This window comes from Amycolatopsis sp. NPDC005003, assembly GCF_053600695.1.
This window is the reverse complement of the sequence record NZ_JBSGAI010000047.1, coordinates 38791-62292: the sequence shown is the minus strand read 5'-3', so window position 1 is coordinate 62292 and position 23502 is coordinate 38791. Positions and strand designations below refer to the sequence as shown.

The following is a 23502-nucleotide window of genomic DNA, read 5'->3' as shown; positions in this document are numbered from 1 at the left end:
AACTGGGGGTTGCCGCGATCTCAATCTATTGTCACTATCATGACCATAGATTGCGAGGTGGCCCCATGGCGGCTCCACTGGCCGGCGTCCGTGTGCTGGACGTGACGAGGATGATGCCGGGCAACTACTGCACGTGGTTGCTGAGCTCCCTCGGTGCGGACGTGATCAAGGTCGAGGAACCCGTGACGGGCGACCCGATGCGCTCCTTCGGTGTCCAGGTGGACGGGCAGGGGGCGACGCACCACCTCGTCAACCGCGGCAAGCGATCGATCGCGATCGACCTCAAGGACGAGGCCGGCCGGGAAGCGTTCCTGCGTCTCGCCGACACCGCGGACGTCGTCGTGGAGTCCTTCCGTCCCGGGGTCATGGACCGGCTGGGCCTGGGCCCGGACGTTCTGCGAGCTCGTCGCCCCAGCCTGGTCGTCGGTTCGATCAGCGGCTTCGGAGCCGACGGTCCTCATGCGACGCTGGCCGCGCACGACATCAACGGCCTCGCCTTCTCCGGCCACCTCGACCGCCTCCCCCGCGGGACGAGCGGGGTGCCGTCCGTGCCGACCGTGCCGATCGCCGACCTGGTCGGCGGCAGCCTGCTGCCCGCGCTCGGGCTGGTCGCGCTCGTCTTCCGGGCTCGGGCGACGGGCGAGGGAGGCTGGCTGGACGCGGCGCTGGCCGACGGTGCCGCGTTGCTGCCCACCGTCGAACTCGCCGATTACCTCGCGGGGGTGGCCCTGCGGCCGGGTGGCTCGGCCGAGTTCGGTGGCAGGCCCTTCTACCGGGTCTACGAGCTCGCGGACGGGTTCGCCGCCGTCGGCGCCGTGGAACCGCACTTCTGGCGTGCGCTGTGCGACGCACTGGGCCTGGACGAGTACGCCGACGCCCAGCACGACGAGGCTCGCCGAGCCGAGACGGCGGCGGCGCTCGCCGCCCGCTTCCGGGGACTGACGAAATCGGCCTTGCGGGAGGTCCTCGCCGGCCGGAACACGTGCACGACGATCGTCAACTCGTACGCGGACCTGCTGGGGGATCCGCACGCCCACGCGCGCGACCTGGTGCGAGACGTCCCGGGGCTGCCCATGCGACTGCTCGCGCCGCCGTTCCGGATCGACCGGGCACGGCCCGCCGAGACCGTCGGCGCGCCCAGGCACGGAGAGCACACGCACGAAGTGCTGGCCGAGGTGGGGTGGTCCGGTCCCGTCCCGTCCGGTGGGTGCACGACCGGCGCCACCACGGGGATCGGAGCGAGCGATGCGTGAGGGACGTCCCCTGGCGCTCGTGACCGGAGCGAGCCGCGGCCTCGGCCGGGCGATCGCGCTGGCACTCGCCGAGGACGGGTTCGACCTCGCCGTCACGGCCCGCAAGGAGTCCTCTTTGGACGATGTCGCCGCCGCAGCCGCGGCGCTCGGCGCCGGCGTGGTTCCGTTCGCCGTCGATCTGGTGGACGCGGCCGCGGCCGGCGCCCTCGTCGCCACCGTGGAAGAGACGGCCGGACCGCTGGCCGCCGTCGTCAACAACGCGGGTGTCTACGCGTCGGGCGGCATCGCCGCCGTCGACCTCCGCACCCTGCAGGAACTGATCGCGGTGAACAGCGTCGCCTCGCTGTTGATCTGCCAGGGCGCGGTCGAACGGATGCGCGGGCGGCGCTACGGGCGGATCGTGAACGTGTCCTCGACGACCGGGGTCCTCGGGGTGCCCGGCGCGCTGGCCTACGCCATGACGAAGGCCTCCGTCGTCGCGCTGACGCGCTGTCTCGCCGTCGAGGTCGCCCGCCGGGGCATCACCGTCAACGCCGTCGCCCCGGGCATGTTCGACACCGACATGACCGATGTCTTCCGCGCCGACCCCGCCGCGGAGGAGTGGTCGCTGAGCCAGTCCCCGATGCGCCGGTGGGGCCGGCCGGCCGAGCTCGCCGCGGCGGTGTCGTTCCTGGTCTCGCCCGGTTCCTCGTTCGTCACCGGCCAGGTCGTGGCGGTCGACGGAGGGTGGCAGGCCTCGTGAACGACGGGAGGATGCCATGAGCTTCGGGCTCACGCAGGAGCAACGCGATCTGCGGGACACGGTGCGGGCGTACGCCCGGCGGGAGCTGGCGCCGGGCTACCTGCGGCGGGCCCGGGTGGCAGAGTTCCCGTGGGACCGCCAGCGCGAGCTCGGCAAGCTGGGTTTGCTCGGCCTGCTCGCCGGGCCGGAATGGGGTGGCGAGGAACAGCCGGACTTCACCGCCGCCGGGCTCGCCATGGAGGAGCTGGCCTACGCCGACTTCAACGTCGCCAACTGCATGCTCCCGCCGCTGATCATCACCTCGATCCTGCGCGAGCACGCCGCCGCGGCCATGCTGGCGGAGTGGATGCCCGGGCTGGTGGCGGGCGAGACCGTGGTCGCACTGGGGCTCACCGAGCCCGGCTCCGGGTCCGATGCCGCGGCCATGCGCACCACCGCCGAGCGGACCGCCACCGGGTGGCGGCTCAACGGCGAGAAGACGTCGATCACGGCGATCCCGTTCGCCCAGGCCGCGGTGATCTTCGCGCGCACCGATCCCGCCGGTGGCGCGGGCGGAGTGTCCGCCTTCCTGGTGCGGATGGATCAGCCCGGGGTCCGGATGGGGTCGATCGACGACCCGGGCTGGCTTCCCGTGGGGCGCGGCACCATCGCGCTGACCGACGTCGAAGTGGGTGAAGACGCGTTGATCGGGAAGGCCGGTGACGGCTTCCGGACGGTCATGCGCAACTTCGACTTCACCCGGCCGCTGCTCGCCCTCACGGCCATCGGCGCGGCACAGGCCACTGTGGACGAAACGGTCGAGCACGTCCGGTCGCGGGCGGCGTTCGGTGCGACGCTCGCACGGTTCGAAGGCATCTCCTTCCCGCTCGCCGAGCACGCCACGCAGCTGGACCTCGCCCGGATGGTCTGCTACCGGGCCCTGGCCAAGCGTACGGCCGGCGTGCCGCACACCGCGGACGCCGCGATGGCCAAATGGGTGGGGCCGCTCTACTCCTCCCGCGCGATCCACGACTGCCTGCTGCAGTTCGGTCACTACGGCTACTCGTGCGAGTACCCGCACGAGCAACGCCTGCGCGACGTGCTGGCGGTCGAGATCGCGGACGGCACCGCCCAGGTGCAGAAGATCGTCATCGCCCGCGAGCTGTTCGGCCGGGAATTCCTGCCGTACCGCCAGCCCGGCAGGTGAGTGCCGCGGGCGGTCGAAGCCCGTGCCGCCGAACGAGTACAACGACGTAGGAAGGCGGAAGCATGGAAGAGCTGGTATTGCGGGAACAACGGGGCGGAGTCCTGCGGGTGACGCTGAATCGTCCCGGACAGCTGAACTCGCTGACTTCGGAGCTCGTGGCCGCGCTGGCGCAAGCGGTGGCCGATGCCCGTCGGGACGCGACCGTGCGGGTCGTGCACGTCACCGGTGCCGGGCGAGCGTTCTGCGCGGGCGCGGATCTGGTGGAAGCCCGGGCCGCGACGTCGTCGGCGGACGGGTTCCGGCACTGGGTGCGGGGCTGGCACCGGGCCTTCGCATCCTTTGAGGACTGTCCGAAGCCGATCATCGCCCTGGTCAACGGGCTCGCCCTCGCGGGCGGGCTGGAACTGGCGCTGGCGTGCGACTTCATCGTGGCGCGCCGCTCGGCCGAAATCGGCGACGCCCACGCGAACTTCGGCCTGGTCCCCGGCGGTGGCGGCAGCCAGCGGCTGCCCGACGCCGTCGGGTCCCGGCTGGCGCGCTGGCTGATGTACACCGGCGAGACGCTCCATGCCGACCGCGCTGCGGAGGTCGGCCTCGTCCAGCAGGTGTTCGACGACGAGACGTTCGACGAGAGCGCCTGGTCGATGGGGCACAAGATGGCGGAACGGAGCCAGCCCGGACTGGCGTTCATGAAGCGGATGAGCCGGCCTGCCCTCGACCCACACGGTCTCGAGCTCGAGATCGAGACCGCGGCGGGCCTGATCGTCGGCGACGACGCTCGCGAAGGTCTCGCCGCCTTCAACGAGAAGCGCTCGCCGAAGTTCCTCGCGGTCGTCGAGGACGCGGTATGACCTCGCTCCCGCACGCAACCGTGATCATGATCGAACCGGCAACCAGAGAGGGTTGAGGGTCATGCCCGTCCGAACACCGACGCCCGAGCTGATCGGGAAATTCATCGCCGCCGGGGTGTGGCAGGACCGGCCGCTGCACGCGGTCGTGGACGCACACGCCCGCACCCGTCCGGATGCGCCGGCGATCGCCGACCAGCACGAGCGGTTGAGCTACGCCGAATTCGTCCGCCGGAGCCACGCGTTGGGCCGGTACTTCCTGGACCTGGGGCTCGCGCCGGGAGCGCGGGTCGCCGTGCAAAGCGGCAACCGGCTCGCCCTGGCGTTGACCCACCTGGCGTGCAACCGGGCCGACCTCGTGTTCGTCCCGTTGTCGAATGCCTGGCGGCACAAGGAGATCGGCCACCTGCTGGCCGTCGCCGAAGCGGAGGTGCTCGTCGTCCCGCAGGCCGAGGCCGGATTCGACTACCTGCGCATGGTCGCCGACCTGCGGCACGAACTTCCCGCCCTCCGCCATGTGGGGTCACTGGACGGCCCGGCCCTCGGCGCGGACTTCGACTACGACGAGGTGTCGCGACGCGAGGTGGCGCCACTCGCGGTGGACCGCGACCCGAACGACGCCAGGTACGTGATGGTCACCTCGGGCACCACCGAGCTGCCGCGCATGTCGCTCTGGTCCGACAACAACCTCTGGGCCTTCATGCAGGAGTTCATCAGGTCGATCGAGCTGGGCGAAAACGACATCGCGGTTGGCCTGTCACCCGCGAACACCGGCGCGGTCGGCTACGTCTTCGCGGTTCTCGGACCACTGCTGGCCGGCGCGGCATCGGTGCTGCTGGAGGAGTGGTCGGTCGAGAACGCGTTCCGCCTGATGGTGGACGAGCACGCCACCACGGCCACCGCGGTGCCCACGCAGGTGGTCAAGATGCTGCAGAGCGAGACCGTCCGCGACCACGATTTTTCCAGCCTGCGGGTGTTCACCAACGCGGGTGCGGCCATGCCGCCGCACACCGCGGCGAAGATGGAGGAAGTCTTCGGCTGCACCGGCCACGTCTGTTACGGCGCCTCGGACGGTGGCAGCCCGATCATGACGAAGCTCGGTGACCCGGCCGAGTTCCGCCACACCACCGTGGGCCAGGTCTCCGCGCTCAGCGAGATCCGGTTGGTGGACGCATTCGGCGAGGAAGTCGGCGCCGGGCAGGCGGGGGAGATCTGCTGGCGGACGCCGACCAAGAGCCACGGCTACCTCAACGAGCCCGAGCGCACCGCGGCGGCCTGGGACGAGGACGGCTTCTACCGGTCCGGCGATCTGGGCGTCCTGAACGAGGCGGGCTACCTGCGGATCGTCGGTCGTTCGAAGGATGTGATCATCCGCGGAGGACAGAACATCAGCCCGCTGGAGATCGAGATCGCGATATCGAAGCACCCGGCGGTGGCCGAGGTGTCCGTCGTCGGCGTTCCCGACCCGGTGTACGGCGAGCGCGCCTGCGCTTGCCTCGTGACGCGGCAGAACCAGCCGGTCACGGTGGCGGAGCTCGCCACCTTCCTCCTGGACCAGGGGATGGCCCGGTACAAGCTGCCCGAACGTGTCGCGCTCTTCGGCGAACTGCCGAAGAGCGCGGGCGGGAAGATCAGCAAGGTCGAGCTCCGGCACCGGGTCGCCGCCCGCGAACCGGCCGAGGCCTGAGCGAGGCGAACCGGGGAGGAAGCGTGGATGTCGCATGGGACATCCGGCACCGGCCGCCGGACGTCAAACGACTTGAGAGGCGCGACACCAGCTCGTGCGTCCGTTTCATCGCGCGGAACGATGCCTGTCCCCGAGCCGGATCCTCTGCGAACCTGAACCCGGACGTCGTGCGGCGCACGGGTTGAGCCGTCCTGACGCTCGGCCGCCCGAGAGGGTGAAAGCGCTTTCGGCTTGCGTGGTGCGCGGCCGATGAGGAACGAACGAGTGAGGGAGTGCCTTGAGCGGACCGTTGCAGGGCGTGAAAGTCGTCGAGCTGGGGGTCTGGGTGGCCGCTCCGGCGGCTGCCTCGATACTCGCCGACTGGGGCGCCGACGTCGTCAAGATCGAAGCACCGGCCGGGGATCCGCTCCGGGCGGCCAGCGCCGCGGTGCTGCCACCGGGTGCGGGCTCGAACCCGCATTTCGAGCCGGACAACCGGGGTAAGCGAAGCGTGGCTCTCGACCTCCGGTCGGCGGACGGGCTTGCCGCCATGCTGGCGCTGCTCGACAGCGCGGACGTCTTCGTCACCAACGTCCGGGCCGCGGGGCTCGCCCGGCTGGGCCTTGACCCGGATGCGGTCCGCGCGCGCAACCCGCGGCTGGTCTACGCCCTCATCACCGGCTACGGGCTGACCGGTCCCGACTCCGGCGCGGGTGCCTTCGATCTCGGGGCCTTCTGGGCCCGCGGCGGCGTCGCCCACCTGCTGACCGTGCCCGGTGAGGCGCCGCCCATCCAGCGTCAGGCGATGGGCGACCACCAGACCGGCCTGGCCGCGGCGGCGATGATCAGCGCGGCGTTGTTCGACCGTGAACGGACCGGTGCGGGACAGGTGGTGTCCACGTCGCTGCTGCGGGTCGCCGCCTATCACGTGGCGGCGGACCTCCACGTGAAGCTGATGCTCGGGACCGAGCCGGACTACCCGGACCGGCGGGCGCTGTCCAATCCACTGTGGAACAACTACGCCGCTTCCGACGGGCGCCGGCTCTGGCTCATCAACCCGGCCCCCGGCCGGGCGTGGCCGATCCTCGCCGAGCTGGTGGACCGCGTGGAGTGGCTCGACGATCCGCGCTACGCCACCCAGCAGGCCCGGGCCGACAACTGCCGGGCGCTCATCACCGAGCTGGACGAGATCTTCGCCCGCCGCAGCTTCGACGAGTGGGCCCGGCTGCTCGACACGAAGCCGGACCTGCTCTGGGCTCCGGTCAACACCCTCGACGACATCCTCGCCGATCCGCAGACCGCCGCCGCGGGGACCTTCGTCGACGTCGAGGAACACCGGCAGATCGCCACCCCGGCCGACTTCCACGGAACGCCGTGCCCGGCTCCCACCGGCGCTCCCGGCCTGGGAGAGCACACCGACAAGGTGGTGGCGGCCCTCGCTGAGCTGCCGGGAGCGTGGCCTGCCCGGGGGTAGGACCGCCCGGCGATCCGCGGAACGCGCGAAACCCCGCCCGACGCATCGCCGGGCGGGGTTTCGCGCGTCCGGGAACCTTCAGGCCGTCGAGCGGGTCAGATCACGGGCCGCCGCACGGCCGAAGACCACGGCTTTGCCCAGTGCCGTGCCGCTGAGGTAGCCCGCTCCGTGGAAACCGCCGACGATCTCCCCGGCCGCGTACAGCCCGTCGATCGGTTCGCCGAAGACCGTCAGGACCCGGAGCCGGGAATCGACTCGCAGCCCGCAGTAAGTCGTGGTCAGGCCGTTGCCGCAGGGGAAGGCGTAGTACGGAGCCCGATCCAGCGGTGCCAGCCCCGCGAGCGGGCGGCCGTGGTCCGGATCCGCGCCCTCGGCGACGTGGTGGTTGTAGGCGTCGACCGTGGCGGTCAACGCCTCCGGAGCGATGTCCAGGAGCTTCGCCAGGGCATCGAGGGTGTCCGCGCCGCGGACGGTGCCGTCCTCGAGCCCGCTGCGCCAGTTCAGCGGCAGCGGCTCGGCCACCGAGCGGTCCATGACCGCCTGGTCGAAGACCATGATGCCGACGCCGTCCGGCTGGCTCCGGCAGACCTCGGAGATCCGCTTGTAGTTCCACGACTCGTCGACGAAGCGCCGGCCGTCGCGGTTCACCACGATCGCCCCGGCCATGGTGGGGTACAACAGCCTCGGCCGGTCGTCCGGATGCGGGGACAGGTCGGGGAATCGTGCCACCGACGCGCCGAAGGACGCCGACACCCGAGCCATGTCCCGGAGCCCGGCGCCGAGCGCCCAGGCCATGCGCAGCCCGTCGCCGGTGCTGCCCGCACCGCTCATCGGCACCGCGTCGAGCCAGGAGGGAGCGAAGGTCTCGAGCAGTTCGGTGTCCCGGCCGAACCCGCCCGAGGCGAGCACGATTCCACATCGGACGGTGACGGTGTGCCGGGACGCCGCCTGCTCCACCTCGATTCCGACGACTCGTCCGGTTCGGTCGGTGCGCAGCCGGCGTGCCGCGGTCCCGGGGTGGAAAGCGTGCGCGTCCAGCGTCCGGAGCCGGCGCACCAGGAACGGCACCAGGTAGCCGCGGGCGGTGGAGTGCAAGCGGGGTCTCGGGTCACCGGGCGGAGCGTGCAGGGTCCATTCGACGCCGCTCGCCTCCAGCCACCGAGCGGTCTCCACCTGGTTGGCGATGTAGGCCTCGACGGCCTCGGGGTCGTTGCGGCCTTCGCCCGCGGCCAGGATGTCGGCGCGGAGCAGTTCGGGGTCGTCGGCCACCCCGGCGCGCTCCTGCAACGGCGTTCCGGCGAAGGTCATCCCGCCTCCGGAAAGGACCGACGAGCCGCCCGGCGAACCGCATTTTTCGAGCAGGGCGACGGTGCACCCCGCCTCGGCGGCCGTGACGGCGGCGGCTGCGCCCGCGAGCCCGGCACCGACCACGACGACGTCGACGGCGCCGGGAAGGGCGGGCGCGCTCACGTCGACGCTCCCGACGGCACGGCCGCTTCCGCACCCGTGGGCCGAAGACTGCGGTACGGCTCGATCGCGTGTCCCGCCGCGGTTTCGGCCAGCGCCCCGGGATCGCCTGGCGGCCCGTCGCCACGCCAGACCACGTGCAAGTCGGGGCGCACCAGCAGCAACCCGCAGCCGTACACCGCGCGCGCGTGCGGGTCGTCGAGCGACACGACCTCGAACGGTGCCCGGCGCCCGGCGAAGGCCGCGGCCAGGGAGGACACGTCCGCGGCGCCGGTGAGGTCGAGCAGGGTGAACCCGCGACCGAGGACGTCCTGGACCGCCCGGCCGTCCTCGAGCCACAGGTGGGGGATCCGGACTCCGGGACGGGTGTGCGGGGTGTACGGCCTGATCGGCCATTCCGGCGGGTTGTCCGGCTCTTCGGCGATCAAGGGCGATCCGGCGTAGGTGTAGCCGAGCTCGGCCCCGAGCATTTCGTGCACGCGACGTTGCTCCACCTCGGCGATCTCGGCGACGGCCGCGCGGGCGGCGTCGCCCCTCGGCCCGTCGTCGTCGATCTCGGGGGTGCACGCCCGCCGCCAGGTCATCATGCCTTCGGCCGCCCAGCCGGAGGCCTCGACGTTGCGCGCCCCCACCGGTCGTCGCTCGGACTCGTAGGAGTCCAGCACGGCGGGGCCGCCCCAGCCCGCGAGCGTCGCGGCGAGCTTCCAGCTCAGATCGAGGCCGTCGCCGACGCCGGTGTTCATCCCCAGCCCGCCGGTCGGGATCACCAGGTGCGCGGCGTCGCCGGCGAGGAACACCCGGCCATCCCGGTAGCGCTCCGCGAGGAGCAGGTGCAGCTTCCATTCCAGGCAGGAGAGGATTTCGAGGTCGATCGTCCGGCCGAGCTCACCGCCGACCCGTGCGCGCACCTCCGCTTCCAGGTCGGCGTCGGGCGGCAGGACTGCATTGAGGGTGAAGTGGCGTCTGCTGCCCTGGACGACGAAGGTGGCGTTCTCCGGGCCGGTGAGGTAGTAGTGGCGGCCTTGACCGATCGGAATGGCGTCGTAGAGGCCCTCGGAGCGGAAGGAAACCTGGCGCAGCTCGGAGAGCCCGCCTTGTCCCGCGAGGGCGATACCGAGCTCGCGGCGCACCGTGCTGCGGCCGCCGTCGCAGCCTGCGAGGTAGCGGCAGCGCGTGCGGTGGGCGGCCCCGTCCAGGTCGCGAATCCGCACGTCCACGCCGTCCGCGTCCTGCTCGAACCCGACCAGCTCGTGGCCGAAGAGCACGCTCACGTTCGGGGTTTCGCGAGCCACCTCGAGGAGAAGCGGCTCGAGGTCGTTCTGCGATACCAGCTGGTAGGGCTCGAGCGGTTCGGACGAGTCCCGGCACGCCGCGATCCGAGCCCGGTGCTCGGCGACCGTCGGGTAGCGCAGGCGGACGAGCTCGGGATCGGAGAGGGTCCGGGCGACGAAGACGTCCATCGACGCTTCGGCGGGGTAGCCGAGAGCGCGCACCCGATCGGCGATGCCCAGCCGCCGGTACAGCTCCATGGTCCGGGCGTTCGACCGGTCCATCTTCGGGTAGGGCTTGGTGGCGGGATCGCGCTCCAGCAGCACGGTGCGAACGCCGCGCAGGCCGAGGTCGATGGCCAGCGCGAAGCCGGTCGGCCCGGCCCCGGCCACGACCACGTCGGCGTCGGCGGGCACTGGGAGGTCAGCAGCAGTCACGGGGCAAGGCTGACCGCCTGCGAGCGTCTCGCCAACCGGACGTCCCGGCCCCCGGAACCCGCCGCGGTGTCCGGTGTTTCGCTGGCTGGAACAGTCGGTTCCCGTGGGTGCCAGGTCTGCGCACTGTCGTCTGCATCACAGGACGGGGGGTTGATGGACCGCCGGACTCGCGGCCGTCGGAAAACGGATGTCCATGAGGACAGGGAGCAGACATGCTGGTCAGCGCAGACCGAATGATGGCGGGCCTCGACGAGCGACAGACGGTGCCAGGAGGGACCGAGTCCTCCGCGTCCAAGGCGCTCGCTCTGCTTGCGGCGATGGCGGAGGCCACCGAAGCCGAGTTCGGGGTCACTCGGCTCGGCGAGCTGGTCGGAGTGCCCAAGAGCACCGCGCACCGGCTGCTGAAGGTGCTGGAGGGCCGGGGCTTCGTCGACCGGGTGGGGGTCAAGTACCGGGTCGGTCCGCTCTTCTTCCGGCTGAGCGAGGCGGCTCGGTGGTCGGAGTACGGCGAATTGCGCGAGGTCGCGTGCCGGCCGCTCGCCTGGCTGTTCGAGCGCTCCCAGGCCGTCGCCGTGCACCTGGCGGTGCTCTGCGGGCCCGACGTCCTCTACCTCGACAAGATCTGCAAGCCCGCGGGGACCCGGCTGCCGTCGAGGGTGGGCGGGCGGTTCCCGGCGACCTGCACGGCGTTGGGCAAGGCCGTGCTCGCCCACTCCACTTCCGCGGAGGTGGCCTCCGTCCTCGGCGAGCCGCTGGTCCGGGCCACCCCCCGGTCGGTCACCGGACCCGGGCGGCTCGCCGCGCAGCTCGCCGAGATCAAGCGCGTCGGCTACGCCACCGAAAGCGAAGAGGCGTGCCACGGCATGGTGTGCGTCGCGGCGCCGGTGCTGATCGGCGGGACGGCACGCGCGGCGGTCTCGCTGTCCGTGCCGAGCGTCGGGTCCGGGGAGATCGGCGGACGGTTCGGGATGTACGGCGCGCAGGCGATCGAAGCGGCGACCCGGGTCGCCCGGCTCGTTCCCGATCGGGCCTGGCACGAACGGCCGCGAGCTGCCGTCTCGTGATGCCCCTGGTCCCGTCCGGCGGCGGGATCACATGACGGTCTCGACGCGCTCCCCGGTCCGGGGTGTGGAACGGCGTGTTGTCGGGAGCGGAGCCCGGCCGCACCGTGACTCCGCACGGCGGGAAAGTGTCCGTTGTGGTCAGTGCCCCCTCGCGTCAACGTCGATCTGAGAGGTGCTTCATGTCCGTTCCCGAAAGCGATACCACCGCGGCGGTGACCGTCCCCGTATCCGAGGTGTCTCCGGCCCAGAGCCGCCGGGCGTTCGTGTCCGCACTCCTGGGCAGCACCATCGAGTTCTACGACTTCACGATCTATTCCACCGCGGCCACGCTGGTCTTCGGGCCGGTGTTCTTCCGCGCGATGCCGCCTTCGGTGGCGATCATCGCCTCGTTCGGCACGTTGGCCGTCGGGTACGTCGCCCGCCCGGTCGGCGGCATTCTGTTCGGTCACTGGGGTGACCGGTTCAGCAGGAAGAACTCGCTGATCATGACCCTCGTCCTGATGGGTGTCATGACCGTCCTGATCGGACTGCTGCCCACGTCGGCGCAGATCGGGGCACTCGCGCCGGTCCTGCTCGTCGTCCTGCGGGTCTTCCAGGGACTGGCGGTCGGCGGTGAGTGGGCGGGTTCGGTCCTGTTGTCGGTGGAGACGGCCCGCCCCGGCCGGCGGGGCCTGGCCGGCAGCGCGACGGCGATGGGCAGCGGCGCCGGTTTCCTGCTGGGCGCCGTGGCTTTCGCGGCCCTGGGCGGGTTGTCCAAGGAACAGTTCCTGTCGTGGGGCTGGCGGCTGCCGTTCCTCGCCAGCGTGGTGTTGCTGGGGCTCGGGCTGTGGATGCGGATCAAGATCGAGGACACTCCGGCGGAGAAAGCCGCACGCGCCGGCGAAGAGATCGTGCGGGTTCCGGTGGCCGAGCTGTTCCGCTCGCACTGGAAGCGCACCCTGCTCGCGGTGGGCATCTACGTCGGCCCGTTCGCGATCAACGCGATCTTCACCACCTTCGCGATCACCTTCGCCACCACCTACTCGGGCGTGTCCCGGCAGACGATGATCAACGTCTTGATCCTGGTGTCGGCGATCAACCTGGGCCTGGTGCCCCTGTTCGGAAGCCTTTCGGATCGCTTCGGACGCAAGAAGATCTACGTACCGGGGGTCGCCGGGATGCTGGTGACCGCGTTCCTGCTCTTCCCGGCGATCCAGTCCGGCAAGGTCGGGCTGATCGTCACGGTCTACGTCGTGCACGGCTGCTTGCTCTACGGCGCGGTGCTGGGCACGATCGGGGCCCTGTACTCCGAGCTCTTCCCGACGCAGGTGCGGTTCACCGGGACGGCGATCGCCTACCAGGGCGCGGCGATGCTCGGGGGAGCGGCGGGCCCGTTGCTGACGGCGACGATCGGTGCCGGCGGCAGCGGGGTGTTCGCCATGGGACTGCTGATGGCGTCCACCGTCGCAGTCAGCCTCGTGTGCCTGGTCTTCCTGCGGGAGACCCGTCAGGTCGAGCTGGTCTCGGGCTGACACCACCGGAGCCGGCCCGGTGACGGTGGCCGGCCTGGCCGCTCGTGTTGGGAGTGACGTGGAACAGAAGGAACAGAGTGGTGCCGTCGCGGTCGTGACCGGCGGAGCCCGGGGGATCGGGCGGGCCTGTGCGCTCAGGCTGGCCGGTCTCGGGGCGCGGGTCGCGGTGCTCGACCGGAACCTGGACGGCGCCGCCGAGTACGGGGAACGGCTCGAAGCGGACTCGGTCGAGCAAGAATTGAAGGCACGAGCCGGCGAGGGTTTCGGCATCGAGGTCGATCTGTCGAGCCAGGACTGCGCCGCCGACGCGATCGGCCAGGTGGTGCAGCGCTGGGGACGGCTCGACATCGTCGTGACGACGGCGGGCGGTGCGGTGACCCCGTTCGCCCGCAGCCGGGCCAGCGAGACGAGCGAAGCCGACCTCGGCGCCCTGGTCGACGCCAACCTCCGGACGGTCGTCGCGACCTGCCGGGCGGCGGTGCCCGCGCTTCGGGACTCGGGTGGCGGCGTGATCGTCACCATCGGCAGCGGGGCCGGCCTGATCTCGCTGCCGAGCGGCCACCTGGGCATGTACGGCCCGGTGAAGGCAGCCGTTCACCACTACACGCGCTACCTCGCCAATGAGGTGGCCCAGTGGAACATCCGGGTGAACTGCGTGGCGCCCGGCGCCATCAGGACGGCGAGAGTCGTCGCGGAAAGCGCCGAGAGCGGATTCGCCGCGGACGAGCAGGCAGCCGGCATCCCGCTGGGCAGGCTGGGCCGGCCGGAGGACATCGCGGACGCGGTGCAGTTCCTGTGCGGCCCGTTGTCGTCCTACATCACCGGACAGCTCCTGGGCGTGAACGGGGGAGCCCAGCTGCACTGATCCGCCGAGACGGCGGCACCACGGGCCCGGCTTCCTTCGGCCGGGCCCGTGGTTCGTGGTGACCGAGGCAGGTGCCGAACTGTCTACTTCGGACCACTGTCGCGCAGCAGGCGCCGGAGAACCTTCCCCGACGCGTTGCGTGGCAGGGCGCCGGCGAACTCGACCACCGCCGGGCATTTGTAGTGGGCGAGCCGCTCGCGGCAGAACGTCACGACTTCGGCTGCGCCGACCTCGGAGCCCGGCCGCCGGACCACCACCGCTCGCACTGTCTCGCCCCACTTGGGCGACGGAGCGCCCACCACCGCGGCCTCCATGATCGCCGGATGCTCCAGCAGGACGTTCTCGACCTCGGCGGGGAAGACGTTTTCGCCGCCGCTGATGATCATGTCCCGGAGCCGGTCGCCGAGGTAGAGGTAGCCATCGACCAGCCGCCCCGCGTCGCCGGTGCGCACGAATCCGTCCCCGGTGAGGATTTCGGCGGTCAGTTCGGGGGCCCGCCAGTACCCGATCATCGCGGTCGGTGCCTTGGCCCACACTTCACCCAGGACGCCCTCCGGCCGGTCGATGCCGGATTCGGGATCCACGACGCGCACTGTCACGCCGGGGAGCGGCTTGCCCACCGAGCCGCGGCGCTCCGGATGCCGGTCGTCGACGTGGTCCTCGTGGGCGAGACCGGTCACCCCGATGAGTTCGGTGGATCCGTAGAGCTGGACGAGCCGGCAGCCGAACCGGGCCAGGCAGGCGCGTTGGAGAGCGGGCGGCATGGGAGCGCCGGCGTAGGCCACCGTGTGCAGGCTGGAGAGCTCGGCGCGGGCGAGTTCCGCGGAGCCGACCATCGTGTGCAGGACGGTCGGTACCACGACCGTCATCGTCACCCGGTAGCGCTCGACCATGCGCCCGAAGGCTTCCGGTGAGGCGTCGGCCGACACCACGACGTGCGCGCCGGAAGACAGCCCGATGAGGCCCATCACGCCGCCCGCGGCGTGAAAGACCGGGATCGAGATCAGCAGCACCGACCGTCGCCCGACCCCGGTGATGCCCGAGATCCCCGTGGTCGCCCGGATCGCCGAGTGCGAGAACAGCGCCGCCTTCGGGAGGCCGGTGGTCCCGGAGGTGTACACCTGGAGGACCGGGTCCGCCGGTCCGGCGGGGTGTTCCGGGTCGACGGCCGGGAACCGGGCGAGCCACGCCTCGTAGCCCGGATGAGGTCCAGGTCCGGCCGAGAGACCGACCACGAGCCGGGTCCGCGTGTGCGCCTGCCCCGCGCCGGGCAACTGCTCGAGGAGATCGGGCTCGGCGAAGAGGACCACGGCTTCGGAATGTTCCAGGACCGAGGCGGCCTCCGGCCCGGACAACCGCCAGTTGAGCGCGACGAGCACGGCGCCCGCCATGGCCGCGGCAAACGCGATTTCGTAGTACTCGGGGCGATTCCGGGCGAAGTAGCCGACGCGCTCGCCCGGACGCACCCCTGCGGCCAGCAGGCCCTGTGCGATCCGGGTCGCGCGTTCGAACGTCTGCAGCCAGGTACGGCTGGCGCCGGTGCCCGACAGCGCGAGTGCCTGCGGAGTGTGCCGGGCCCAGTGCCGGAGCACATCCGCGAGGGTGTCGCCGGACAGCCGTGTTTCCGTGGCCTTGGCTTCGCTCGTCGTCATCGACATCGCCCTCTCGCTCGGCTCGGTGGTCAACCGTGCCGATCGGTGCCCGGGAAAGCCACGGCGGATTCCGGCCGCCGGAACGCCGCATTGCCCGACCGCACCGGCGGGTTGGACGGTGCTTGCGACGCCGATCCGGCAGCACGGGGGATCGGCACCCGGCCGAAAGGAAGAACGTTCCGTCATGACCGTTTCCGGCGAGATCACCCAGGAGTCGACGAGCCGGTACGCCGACCTCGAGCCGTACCGCATCCACTACTACGAGGCGGGCGAAGGGCATCCCATCGTGCTGCTGCACGGCAGCGGCCCCGGTGCGACCGGCTGGAGCAACTTCAGCAGCACGATCCCGTTGCTGGCGGGGACCAACCGGGTGATCGCCGTCGACATGCCCGGCTGGGGGCGCAGCGACACCCAGACCGAAGAGGGCGGCCGGGATCACCCGGCCAACCTCATCGCGCTGCTCGACCACCTGGGCATCGAGAAGGCCGCTCTGGTCGGCAACTCCATGGGCGGCATGACCTCGGTCATGACGACCATCCGGTACCCCGAACGGGTCACCCACCTCGTCACCATGGGTTCGCCCGCCCCGGGCCCGGACATCTTCGCGCCCAACGGCATCAGCGAAGGGCTGAAGGTTCTCCTCGCCGCCTATGAGGATCCGTCGCCGGAGCTGATCAAGAAGCTCGTCCGGATCATGTGTTTCGACGAAGCTCTCGCCACCGACGAGCTCGCGAAGCTGCGCTCGGAGGCCGCGCTCGCCCGCCCGGATCACCTGGAGGGCTGGAAGACCACCTTCCCGTTGCTGATGGCGACCTACCAGAGTTTCGTGAGCCGGGTGGGGGAGATCGCCGTCCCGACCATGGCGGTGCACGGCCGCGACGACCGGGTCGTTCCGTTCGAGGGCAGCCTGCGGCTGGTCAAGCAGGTAGAGAACGCTCGGCTGCTGTTGCTGGGCCGCTGCGGTCACTGGGCGATGATCGAGCACCCCGAGGAGTTCGCCCTGGCCGTCCGCACCTTCGTCGCGAACAACTGACCGTGGCCGGTTCCCGCGCGGTTGGAGAGGCAGCAATGGACCGGCCTGGTCCGGTGCAGGTGTTCCGCAGCGTCGAGGACGTGGTCTCGGTGCTGGGGCAGGAGCTGGGCCCGACCGCCTGGCTCGAACTGGACCAGGCCCGGGTCGATGCGTTCGCCGAACTGACCGGTGACCACCAGTGGATCCACGTGGACGTGGAACGCGCCGCCGCCGGTCCGTTCGGCGGGACGATCGTGCACGGCTACTTCACGCTCGCGCTGGTGCCGTACTTCGCGGCCTCGCTGGTGAGCTACGAGATGCCGGGCGCTCGCCTCAACTACGGACTGGAAAGGGTCCGGTTTCCCGCGCCGCTGCCGGTGGGGGCGCGGCTGCGGTGCACGGTGAAGATCGCGGACGTCTCCACCGCTTCGGGTGGGCACCTGATCACGACCCGTTATGTCATGCAAGCGGAGGGTGCGAGGAAACCGGCCTGCGTCGCCGACACCCTCGTCCTTCAGCTGACTTCCGGAACCACCCCATAACTACTATTATTGTATGCATAGATTTCCCGGGTTGGCGAAGCGGCAGGGAGCGAATTCGATGACAGGCAGCACTACGGGGCTCGACGGGGCGGTCGCGTTCATTTCGGGGGTGGCCCGCGGGCAGGGGCGGTCGCACGCGGTCCGGCTGGCCGCGGAAGGCGTGAAGATCATCGGCTTCGACCTGTGCGCGCAGATCCCCACCGTGCCCTTCGCCATGGCGACGCCCGACGACCTCGCGGAGACCGAGCGGCTGGTCAAGGACGCGGGCAGCGAGATGGTCGCCGTCACCGCGGACGCACGGGACCAGGAGCAGGTCGACGCGGCGTTGCGAGCCGGGCTCGAGGCGTTCGGCCGGCTCGACATCGTGCTCGGCAACGCCGGCATCATCCACGACTACAAGAAGACCTGGCAGCTCGGTGAGGACGCCTTCCGCAACGTCGTGGACGTCAACATCGTCGGTGTGTGGCACACGGTCAAGGCCGCCGTGCCGGTGCTCATCGAGCAGGACCAGGGTGGCGCCATCGTGCTCACCGGTTCGGCCGCTTCGGTGTCCGGCATCTCGAACCTGGCCGGCTACGTGGCGTCCAAGCACGCCGTGCTCGGGCTGATGCGGACCATGGCCAAGGAACTCGGCCGCTACCGGATCCGCGTCAACGCGGTCATGCCCGGCAACTGCAACACCCCGATGTTCGACAACGACGGCATCAAGCGGCTCTACGTGCCCGACGCGGAGGAGCCGTCGACGGAGGTCTTTCTCCAGCGCGCCGCGGCCATGTCCCCGATGCGCAATCCCTACGTCGAACCGGAGGACGTCTCCGAAGCCATCGCTTACCTGGTCGGGCCGGCCGGCCGGCTGGTTTCCGGGGTGGCGCTGCCCGTCGACGGCGGTACGGCCACGCCGTAGGGCCCGGTCCCGGTCCGCCCCGCCGGGCGGACCGGGAGGAGCCGGCCACGGCTCAGTCGGCTCCGGGGATCCACCGGTACCGGTCGGGCGTCAGGCCTTCGCTCAGGTCCCGTGACAGCGCTGCCACGACCTCACGCAACGCCGACACCGTCTTGAAGGCAGGCTGGTCGTCGCTGGGATAGCCGATCGAGATCGCCCCGACGGCGAAACCCCGCACGACGATCGCCGCACCGATGCCCGAGTGGCCGAGGCGGTACTCGTCCGCCTCGTGGGCGACTCCGCTGCCGCGGACCTCCCGCAGCTCGCGGACGAGCGCGTCGACCGAGGTCCGGGACCGCACCGTGGCGGCGGGTAACGGCGAGGGCAGGAACAGGGCCAGGTCGTCGAGGTCCTCATGGGCCAGCAACGCCTTGCCCGCGGCGGTGCAATGGGCCGGCGCCCGCGCGCCGACGGTCCCGGGCGCGGGGAGCACGCCGGCCTGGTCGAGCTTTTCCAGGCACACGACTTCGAACTGCCGCAGGACCCAGAGGTGCACCGTCCGGCCGGTCCACCGCTGCAGTGAACCCAGGTACGGCATCGCCGAGTCCCGCATGCTCAGCGCCGGGCTGACCGTGCCGATGCGGAGCATCCCCAGGCCGATCTTGTAGCCCGCGTTCCCGTGCGGTTCGATGACGTCGAGCTCGACCAGCCGGCCGAGCAGGCGGTGCACTGTCGACTTGGGCAGGCCGGACGCCCGCGCGAGCTCGGACAGCGTCATGATCCGGTGCACCGAGTCGAAGGCGCGGAGGATGTCGAACGCCTTGGAGAGGATCGACGGGGTGTCCGCGGGAGCGGGCTGCTTCGAACTCTCCATGGACCTCGCGCTGCCCTTTCAGCTCGCCCCGTCCTCAAGATAATACCTGGTCACAAGGGGTGGGGAAACTGCGCAAGCAGGCATTTCCGGCCCGTGCCCGCCGGGCCCGGGGTCATCGGCCGCGGTGCTCGGCGGGGCGGGACTTCGGGGGAAGAGACGGTCACTCGGCCGCGGCGGGGACCGAATCCGCGGAGCTCGGCCGGCCCAGGTAGAAGGCCGCCGGGGGCTCGTGCACCTCGGCGGGCAGCTTTTCTCCCGTGACCAGTTCGTTCCACCGCCGCCAGAACACCCGCATCTGCAGCTCGTCGGACGAGCTGGGGGTGCTCTTGTTCATCCCTCGCGAGATGTCCGACCACGGCAGCTCCTGGTTGCCGCGGAAGGCGCGCTGGCAGGTCTCGAGCGCTTCGACGTCGTCCGGGGTCGCGAGCCCGCCCGGGCCCCAGAAGGTGAGGTAGTCGTCCAGCCGCTGGCGGGTCAGCTCCGCGCTGTCCTCCGGGGGCACCAGCTCCCAGGCCGTGACTTCCATGTAGTCGGGGGTGATCGGGTCGATCTTGCGGATCAGCACTCCCATCACGAGGTCGATCAGGATCAGGTTGGGGAAGACGACCAGGTTCCGGGAGCCGTCCATGCGGTCGACCCAGGCGTCGCCGTGACGTTCGCGCAACCGCGCGAGCCGCGCCGCCCGCTCGGCTTTTCCGGCCTCGGACAGCGGGCGCCCCAGCAGGCCCTCGCCCACGGGTTCGCTCGCGGCCACGGCGTGCCCGTTGCCGAGGTCGATGCCCGCCGACCTGCTCAGCGCGCCGGCGGGGATTTCCCCCCGGGCCGCGACGATCATCTCGAAGTAGCGCTGGTGCGTCGTCACCGCGTGGTAGCCGTCGACGCTGTTCTCGACGAGCAGCTTCCAGTTGGCCTTCACGCTGTACTCGTGCGTGCCGGGAACGACGCGCATGCCGACCTCGGACTGGTCCATGACCAGGTCGATGTATTCGCGCGCGCCCGCCAGGTAGTCGATCAGGTCCTCGACGTCCGGGTCGAAACTGACGAAGACGAACCCCCGGTAGGAGTCCACTTTGGCCGGACCCGCCAGGCCCGGGCGGTCGAAGTCCGGCCCGTAGGACTCGTCGCCGGGCATCGAGACCATCTTGCCCGCGTTGCTGAAGGCCCAGCCGTGGTAGAAGCAGGTCATGAACCGGGCGTTGCCCTGCTTTTCCCGGCACAGCATGGCTCCGCGATGGGGGCAGGAATTGAGCCACGCCTGGATCTTCCCCGCGCCGTCCCGGAAGAAGATCATGGGCCGGCCGGCCACGGATCGGGTGACGAAGTCGTTGCGCTTCGGCAGTTCGGTTTCGTGGCCGAGGTAGAGCCACGTCTTCTCGAAGATCCGCCGGCGCTCGAGTTCGAGCACTGCCGGGTCGGTCATCGTTTTGCGGTTGATCCTGAACCGGGGCATCTCCCGGTCGTCGAGGACGTATTCGGACATGTCAATTTCCCTTTCGCCGGGCTGGGGAACGGTCGGCGTGGCGGACGGCCCAGCTACGGGCCAGCGGGGTCGGGCACGGCTCGACCCGCAGGTTGAGCCATTCGATGCTGCGTTGCCACGAGTCGAACGCCGCCGCGTGGCCGCCGTGCCGCCCGGTGCTCCGGGAGGGGGAGCCGGTGGTGCCGGGATAGGTGACCACCCGCGAGTACACGGCTTGCCCGGCGAGCCACGTCCGCAGGGCGGGAGCGTGCTCGCCGGGCCGGGAGAACAAGCCCAGCCACGGGGCCCGCAGGATCGGCGCACCCGGGGGAGGAGGGAGCGCGGCGGCGGCGAGGCTGACCACCGCGCCCACCTCCACCTCCGCCGCGATCGCCAGCGCCGTCGCCGCCCCGCTGCCGTAGCCGAGCACGCCGATCTGCTGGTCCGGCCGGCCGCGGGCGCGCAGATGGTCGATCAGCGCCGCCGCGCGCGGACCGGGTCCCGCGGTGCCGGCCGGATCGGCTTCGGCCGCGATCGCGCTGTACCCGTGCTCGGCGAGCCCGTTGAGCACGTCCGCGGCCACGGCCTCCAGCTGCCCGGTGTCGCACAGCACGAGCGCGGCGCCGCGGGGGGTCCCGCCCAGGTCGATCTCGGCGACGGACACCGCTCCCGCCGCGTAGCGCAGTTTGCTGACCTCCGGGCGGATCCGGATCACGGTGTCCATGCGTCCTCCGCCACGCGGCCCAGGTCGGGGCGCCACGGCCAGTACTTGGCCGTGACCCCTCCGTCGACGGTGATGTTGGTGGCGTTGACGAACTTCGAGTCCGCGGACGCGAGGAACACCAGCGCGGGCACGTAGTCCTGCGGGGTGGGCAGCTTGCCCCAGGGGGCCTGGCCGGCGAAGTCCATCGGGTACCGCAGCGACGGGTCCTTCGCGGCCGCCATCCTCCCGGCGATGTCCGGGTCGTCGATCGCGGTCGCCGTTGGCGTCAACCCGTTGACCCGGATTCCGTGCTCCGCCAGTTCCATCGCCGCCGAGCGGGTGAAGTTGATCAGGCCGCTCTTGCCCGTCGAGTACCCGATGTTGCCGGGCTGTCCCTGCCACGCCGCCGTGGACAGCACGTTGACGACGCTGCCCCCGGTGCCCTTCTCGATCATCACCCGGGCCGCCGCCCTGGTGAACAGGAAGGGACCGGTGAGGATGATGTCCAGCTGACGGCGGTATTCGGGCAGGGGCATCGTCAGCAAGCCCTTCTGGTTGAACCAGACGGCGTTGTTGACCAGCACGTCGACCTTGCCGCCGAGTTCGACGGCGCGGGCGACGGCTTCGTCGGCGTGCTCGGGGTCGGTGACGTCCCCGGCGACCGCGACCGCGGAGCCGCCCGCGGCGGTGATCGCCTTGGCGCAGGCTTCCGCCGTTTCGGCCGAGATGTCGGTGCACACCACTTTGGCGCCCGCCGCGGCGAGTCCCGCCGCGAAGGCCCCGCCGATGTTCGGGCTGGTGCCGGTGACGATGGCCACCATGCCGTCGAGCCGGGCCGGATCGGTGCTCACAGGATCACGCTGACCTTGCCGTGCGGACGCAAGGCGTCGAGCACGAGTTCGGCACGGCGCAGCCGGACCAGGTAGCCGTGCTCGGCGTCCGGCACGAGCAGCAGCCGGTAGCGGCCGGCGTAGGTGTCCAAAACCCCCGGCCGAGTCCGGAACAGCGCGAAGTTCGCAGTCACCTCGCGGTCACTGTCCGGTGTGCCGGTCTCCCAGGCCTGGACGTTCGTCACCAGCCGCCGGGTCCGGGAGTGCGGGTACTCCGCGTGCGCCGCCCGGGTGAGCAGGGAATTCACCCGCTGCTCGAGGAGGAACCGGTCGTCGGAGACCAGGAACAGGTCGCTGCCCGGGTCGCCGTCCGGGAGGTCGGTGGTGGGGACCAGGTAGTGCGCGTCCGGGGTGAACGTGGCGAGCCATTCGTGGAGCCGCCACTCGTCCAGCAGGTCCGCGTCCCGGAAGAGGAACCGCTCGATCGCCCGGTGTTCGGTGTCGGACACCGGCCTGCGGATCACCGTCACGTCCGTCGTGGTCATGTCGGCTCCCTTCAGCCTGCGGCGCGACCGACGAGGCTGCGGGCCACGATCACCCGCTGCACCTGGCCGGAGCCCTCGAAGATGTCCATGATCTTGGCGTCGCGGTACCACTTCTCGAGCAGCAGCTCGGTGCTCTGGCCCTCCGGCCCGAGCAGCTGCAGGCACCGCCGGATGACCCGCTCGCTGTTGGGTGGGCCGTAGCCCTTGGAGACGGCGGGCAGCACCCGGTCGTGCAGGCCCTGGTCGGCGACCCATTGCGCCTGGAGGTTGGTCCGGCGCGCCCGGTCGAGGACCGCGTTCATCCGTGCCAGCTCGGTCTCGAGCACCGACCAGCGCTGGACAGTGAACCCGGCTCGCCGCTCGGCGAGCAGGTCCGCGGTCAGGTCGAGCGAGGCCTGGGCCAGTCCGATGACCATCGCCGACATCGACGGCCGGTTCTGGGACAGCGCGCCCAGCGCGCCGCTCTGCCCGCTCGCGCGGGCCGGGTCCTCGACCTCGCCGGCCGAGTCCCACCCCAGGCGGTTTTCCAGTGGCACCCGGCAGTTCTCGAAGGCGAGCGCCGACGTCACCCAGCTCCGGATGCCGAGTTTCGACTCGTTGCGCTTGACGATGTGCAGCCCGGGCGTGCCCTGCGGGACGACGAACGCCGTGATGCCCCGCGCACCCAGTGACTTGTCCGTGGTGGCGAAAACGGTGATGTAGTCCGAAGTCGCGCCTTGGGTGCAGTAGATCTTGGACCCGTTGAGCACCCAGCCGTCGCCGTCGCGGACGGCGGTCGTCGCGACCTGTGCGGTGTCCGAGCCGAAGTGCGGCTCGGTGAGGGCGAACGCGCCGGTGAGGCCGCCACCTTGCACGGCGGGGTCGTACCACTTCCGGCGCTGGTCGGGGGTGCCCATGCCGGCCACGACGAGGTGCCCGAGCCCACCGCCGAGTCGCGGCTGGACCCAGATGTCGCCGTAGGCGAGGTTTTCGAACATCACCAGCTTGGTGACCCAGTAGCCCTCTTCGAAGTCCGGCACCGGCGGTGCGCCGGGGATGTCGAGCCTGCCCAGCGGGACCGGTGCGCTGTCGAGGATGGTGGCCGCGTTCGCCGGCGGCTGGTGCTGTTCGTCCGCCTCCCGTGCGTAGGGGCGGATTTCCGAGACCGCCCAGTCGCGGATCGTCCGGCCGTACTCGGCGAGCGGCTTGCTCAGTTCGAACGTGTACGTCATCGTCACTCC

General features: G+C 71.0%; 21 protein-coding genes. 12 read left to right on the top strand and 9 right to left on the bottom strand.

What is annotated here, in order from left to right:
• Nucleotides 1-65: 65 nt before the first annotated feature.
• The 6 genes from ACWED2_RS39140 (at nucleotide 66) to ACWED2_RS39115 (ending at nucleotide 7169) form a co-directional block, all read left to right on the top strand.
• Entirely contained in the window at nucleotides 66-1253 is a 1188-nt protein-coding gene (locus ACWED2_RS39140) for a CaiB/BaiF CoA transferase family protein (protein ID WP_449695570.1), read from the top strand.
• Complete coding sequence (locus ACWED2_RS39135; RefSeq protein ID WP_449695569.1) at nucleotides 1246-1995, top strand: SDR family NAD(P)-dependent oxidoreductase; 750 nt, start codon at nucleotides 1246-1248, stop codon at nucleotides 1993-1995. Before ACWED2_RS39140 ends, ACWED2_RS39135 begins: the two co-directional genes overlap by 8 nt.
• 16 nt (nucleotides 1996-2011) lie before the next feature.
• Nucleotides 2012-3181 carry an acyl-CoA dehydrogenase family protein gene (locus ACWED2_RS39130; protein ID WP_449695568.1) on the top strand — a complete coding sequence of 390 codons (1170 nt, stop codon included), beginning with the start codon at nucleotides 2012-2014 and terminating at the stop codon, nucleotides 3179-3181.
• Nucleotides 3182-3243: 62 nt separating this feature from the next.
• Nucleotides 3244-4032 (top strand): enoyl-CoA hydratase/isomerase family protein, encoded by a 789-nt coding sequence (locus ACWED2_RS39125; RefSeq protein WP_449695567.1) that lies wholly within the window; start codon nucleotides 3244-3246, stop codon nucleotides 4030-4032.
• Nucleotides 4033-4093: 61 nt separating this feature from the next.
• A complete protein-coding gene (locus tag ACWED2_RS39120) occupies nucleotides 4094-5716 on the top strand; it encodes an AMP-binding protein (RefSeq protein WP_449695566.1) in 1623 nt (540 codons plus the stop codon).
• Nucleotides 5717-5993: 277 nt separating this feature from the next.
• On the top strand, nucleotides 5994-7169 hold the full coding sequence (locus ACWED2_RS39115; RefSeq protein ID WP_449695565.1) for a CaiB/BaiF CoA transferase family protein: 1176 nt from the start codon (nucleotides 5994-5996) through the stop codon (nucleotides 7167-7169).
• Between the two features lie 78 nt (nucleotides 7170-7247).
• Here ACWED2_RS39115 and ACWED2_RS39110 read toward each other — a convergent pair whose 3' ends face one another.
• Together ACWED2_RS39110 and ACWED2_RS39105 are read right to left on the bottom strand one after the other, a co-directional pair.
• Nucleotides 7248-8639, bottom strand: a complete 1392-nt coding sequence (locus ACWED2_RS39110) for an FAD-dependent oxidoreductase (protein WP_449695564.1) — start codon at nucleotides 8637-8639, stop codon at nucleotides 7248-7250.
• The gene (locus ACWED2_RS39105; protein WP_449695563.1) at nucleotides 8636-10342 is read right to left on the bottom strand and encodes an FAD-dependent monooxygenase; all 1707 of its coding nucleotides are present in this window, start codon (nucleotides 10340-10342) and stop codon (nucleotides 8636-8638) included. The genes ACWED2_RS39110 and ACWED2_RS39105 overlap by 4 nt, the downstream gene beginning before the upstream one ends.
• A gap of 212 nt (nucleotides 10343-10554) precedes the next feature.
• Between ACWED2_RS39105 and ACWED2_RS39100 the strand changes: the two genes are divergently transcribed.
• The 3 genes from ACWED2_RS39100 (at nucleotide 10555) to ACWED2_RS39090 (ending at nucleotide 13782) form a co-directional block, all read left to right on the top strand.
• Nucleotides 10555-11406: an IclR family transcriptional regulator gene (locus ACWED2_RS39100; RefSeq protein WP_449695562.1), complete on the top strand. Its 852-nt coding sequence runs from the start codon at nucleotides 10555-10557 to the stop codon at nucleotides 11404-11406.
• 179 nt (nucleotides 11407-11585) lie between these two features.
• Nucleotides 11586-12917 carry an MFS transporter gene (locus ACWED2_RS39095; RefSeq protein WP_449695561.1) on the top strand — a complete coding sequence of 444 codons (1332 nt, stop codon included), beginning with the start codon at nucleotides 11586-11588 and terminating at the stop codon, nucleotides 12915-12917.
• Between the two features lie 58 nt (nucleotides 12918-12975).
• Nucleotides 12976-13782, top strand: a complete 807-nt coding sequence (locus tag ACWED2_RS39090; RefSeq protein WP_449695560.1) for an SDR family NAD(P)-dependent oxidoreductase — start codon at nucleotides 12976-12978, stop codon at nucleotides 13780-13782.
• A gap of 83 nt (nucleotides 13783-13865) precedes the next feature.
• Here ACWED2_RS39090 and ACWED2_RS39085 read toward each other — a convergent pair whose 3' ends face one another.
• On the bottom strand, nucleotides 13866-15434 hold the full coding sequence (locus ACWED2_RS39085; protein WP_449695559.1) for an AMP-binding protein: 1569 nt from the start codon (nucleotides 15432-15434) through the stop codon (nucleotides 13866-13868).
• Nucleotides 15435-15618: 184 nt separating this feature from the next.
• On the opposite strand from ACWED2_RS39085, the gene ACWED2_RS39080 reads away from it, so the two are divergent.
• Genes ACWED2_RS39080 through ACWED2_RS39070 form a run of 3 tightly spaced genes read left to right on the top strand, consistent with a single transcriptional unit; the run spans nucleotide 15619 to nucleotide 17892 of the window.
• Nucleotides 15619-16467 carry an alpha/beta fold hydrolase gene (locus tag ACWED2_RS39080; RefSeq protein ID WP_449695558.1) on the top strand — a complete coding sequence of 283 codons (849 nt, stop codon included), beginning with the start codon at nucleotides 15619-15621 and terminating at the stop codon, nucleotides 16465-16467.
• A gap of 35 nt (nucleotides 16468-16502) precedes the next feature.
• The gene (locus tag ACWED2_RS39075) at nucleotides 16503-16988 is read left to right on the top strand and encodes a MaoC family dehydratase (protein WP_449695557.1); all 486 of its coding nucleotides are present in this window, start codon (nucleotides 16503-16505) and stop codon (nucleotides 16986-16988) included.
• A gap of 58 nt (nucleotides 16989-17046) precedes the next feature.
• Nucleotides 17047-17892 (top strand): mycofactocin-coupled SDR family oxidoreductase, encoded by an 846-nt coding sequence (locus ACWED2_RS39070; protein WP_449695556.1) that lies wholly within the window; start codon nucleotides 17047-17049, stop codon nucleotides 17890-17892.
• A gap of 52 nt (nucleotides 17893-17944) precedes the next feature.
• On the opposite strand, the gene ACWED2_RS39065 is transcribed toward ACWED2_RS39070, so the two are convergent.
• The 6 genes from ACWED2_RS39065 to ACWED2_RS39040 all read right to left on the bottom strand — a co-directional run bounded on the left by ACWED2_RS39065 (nucleotide 17945) and on the right by ACWED2_RS39040 (nucleotide 23493).
• Nucleotides 17945-18745 (bottom strand): IclR family transcriptional regulator, encoded by an 801-nt coding sequence (locus tag ACWED2_RS39065; RefSeq protein WP_449695555.1) that lies wholly within the window; start codon nucleotides 18743-18745, stop codon nucleotides 17945-17947.
• A gap of 160 nt (nucleotides 18746-18905) precedes the next feature.
• Nucleotides 18906-20225, bottom strand: coding sequence for an aromatic ring-hydroxylating oxygenase subunit alpha (locus ACWED2_RS39060; protein WP_449695554.1), 1320 nt, complete (start codon nucleotides 20223-20225; stop codon nucleotides 18906-18908).
• 1 nt (nucleotide 20226) lies between these two features.
• Nucleotides 20227-20928, bottom strand: a complete 702-nt coding sequence (locus tag ACWED2_RS39055) for a dienelactone hydrolase family protein (protein WP_449695553.1) — start codon at nucleotides 20926-20928, stop codon at nucleotides 20227-20229.
• Nucleotides 20916-21758 carry an SDR family NAD(P)-dependent oxidoreductase gene (locus ACWED2_RS39050; RefSeq protein ID WP_449695552.1) on the bottom strand — a complete coding sequence of 281 codons (843 nt, stop codon included), beginning with the start codon at nucleotides 21756-21758 and terminating at the stop codon, nucleotides 20916-20918. The genes ACWED2_RS39055 and ACWED2_RS39050 overlap by 13 nt, the downstream gene beginning before the upstream one ends.
• A complete protein-coding gene (locus ACWED2_RS39045; RefSeq protein WP_449695551.1) occupies nucleotides 21755-22282 on the bottom strand; it encodes an aromatic-ring-hydroxylating dioxygenase subunit beta in 528 nt (175 codons plus the stop codon). The genes ACWED2_RS39050 and ACWED2_RS39045 overlap by 4 nt, the downstream gene beginning before the upstream one ends.
• An 11-nt stretch (nucleotides 22283-22293) precedes the next feature.
• Nucleotides 22294-23493, bottom strand: coding sequence for an acyl-CoA dehydrogenase family protein (locus ACWED2_RS39040; RefSeq protein ID WP_449695550.1), 1200 nt, complete (start codon nucleotides 23491-23493; stop codon nucleotides 22294-22296).
• Nucleotides 23494-23502 lie beyond the last annotated feature (9 nt).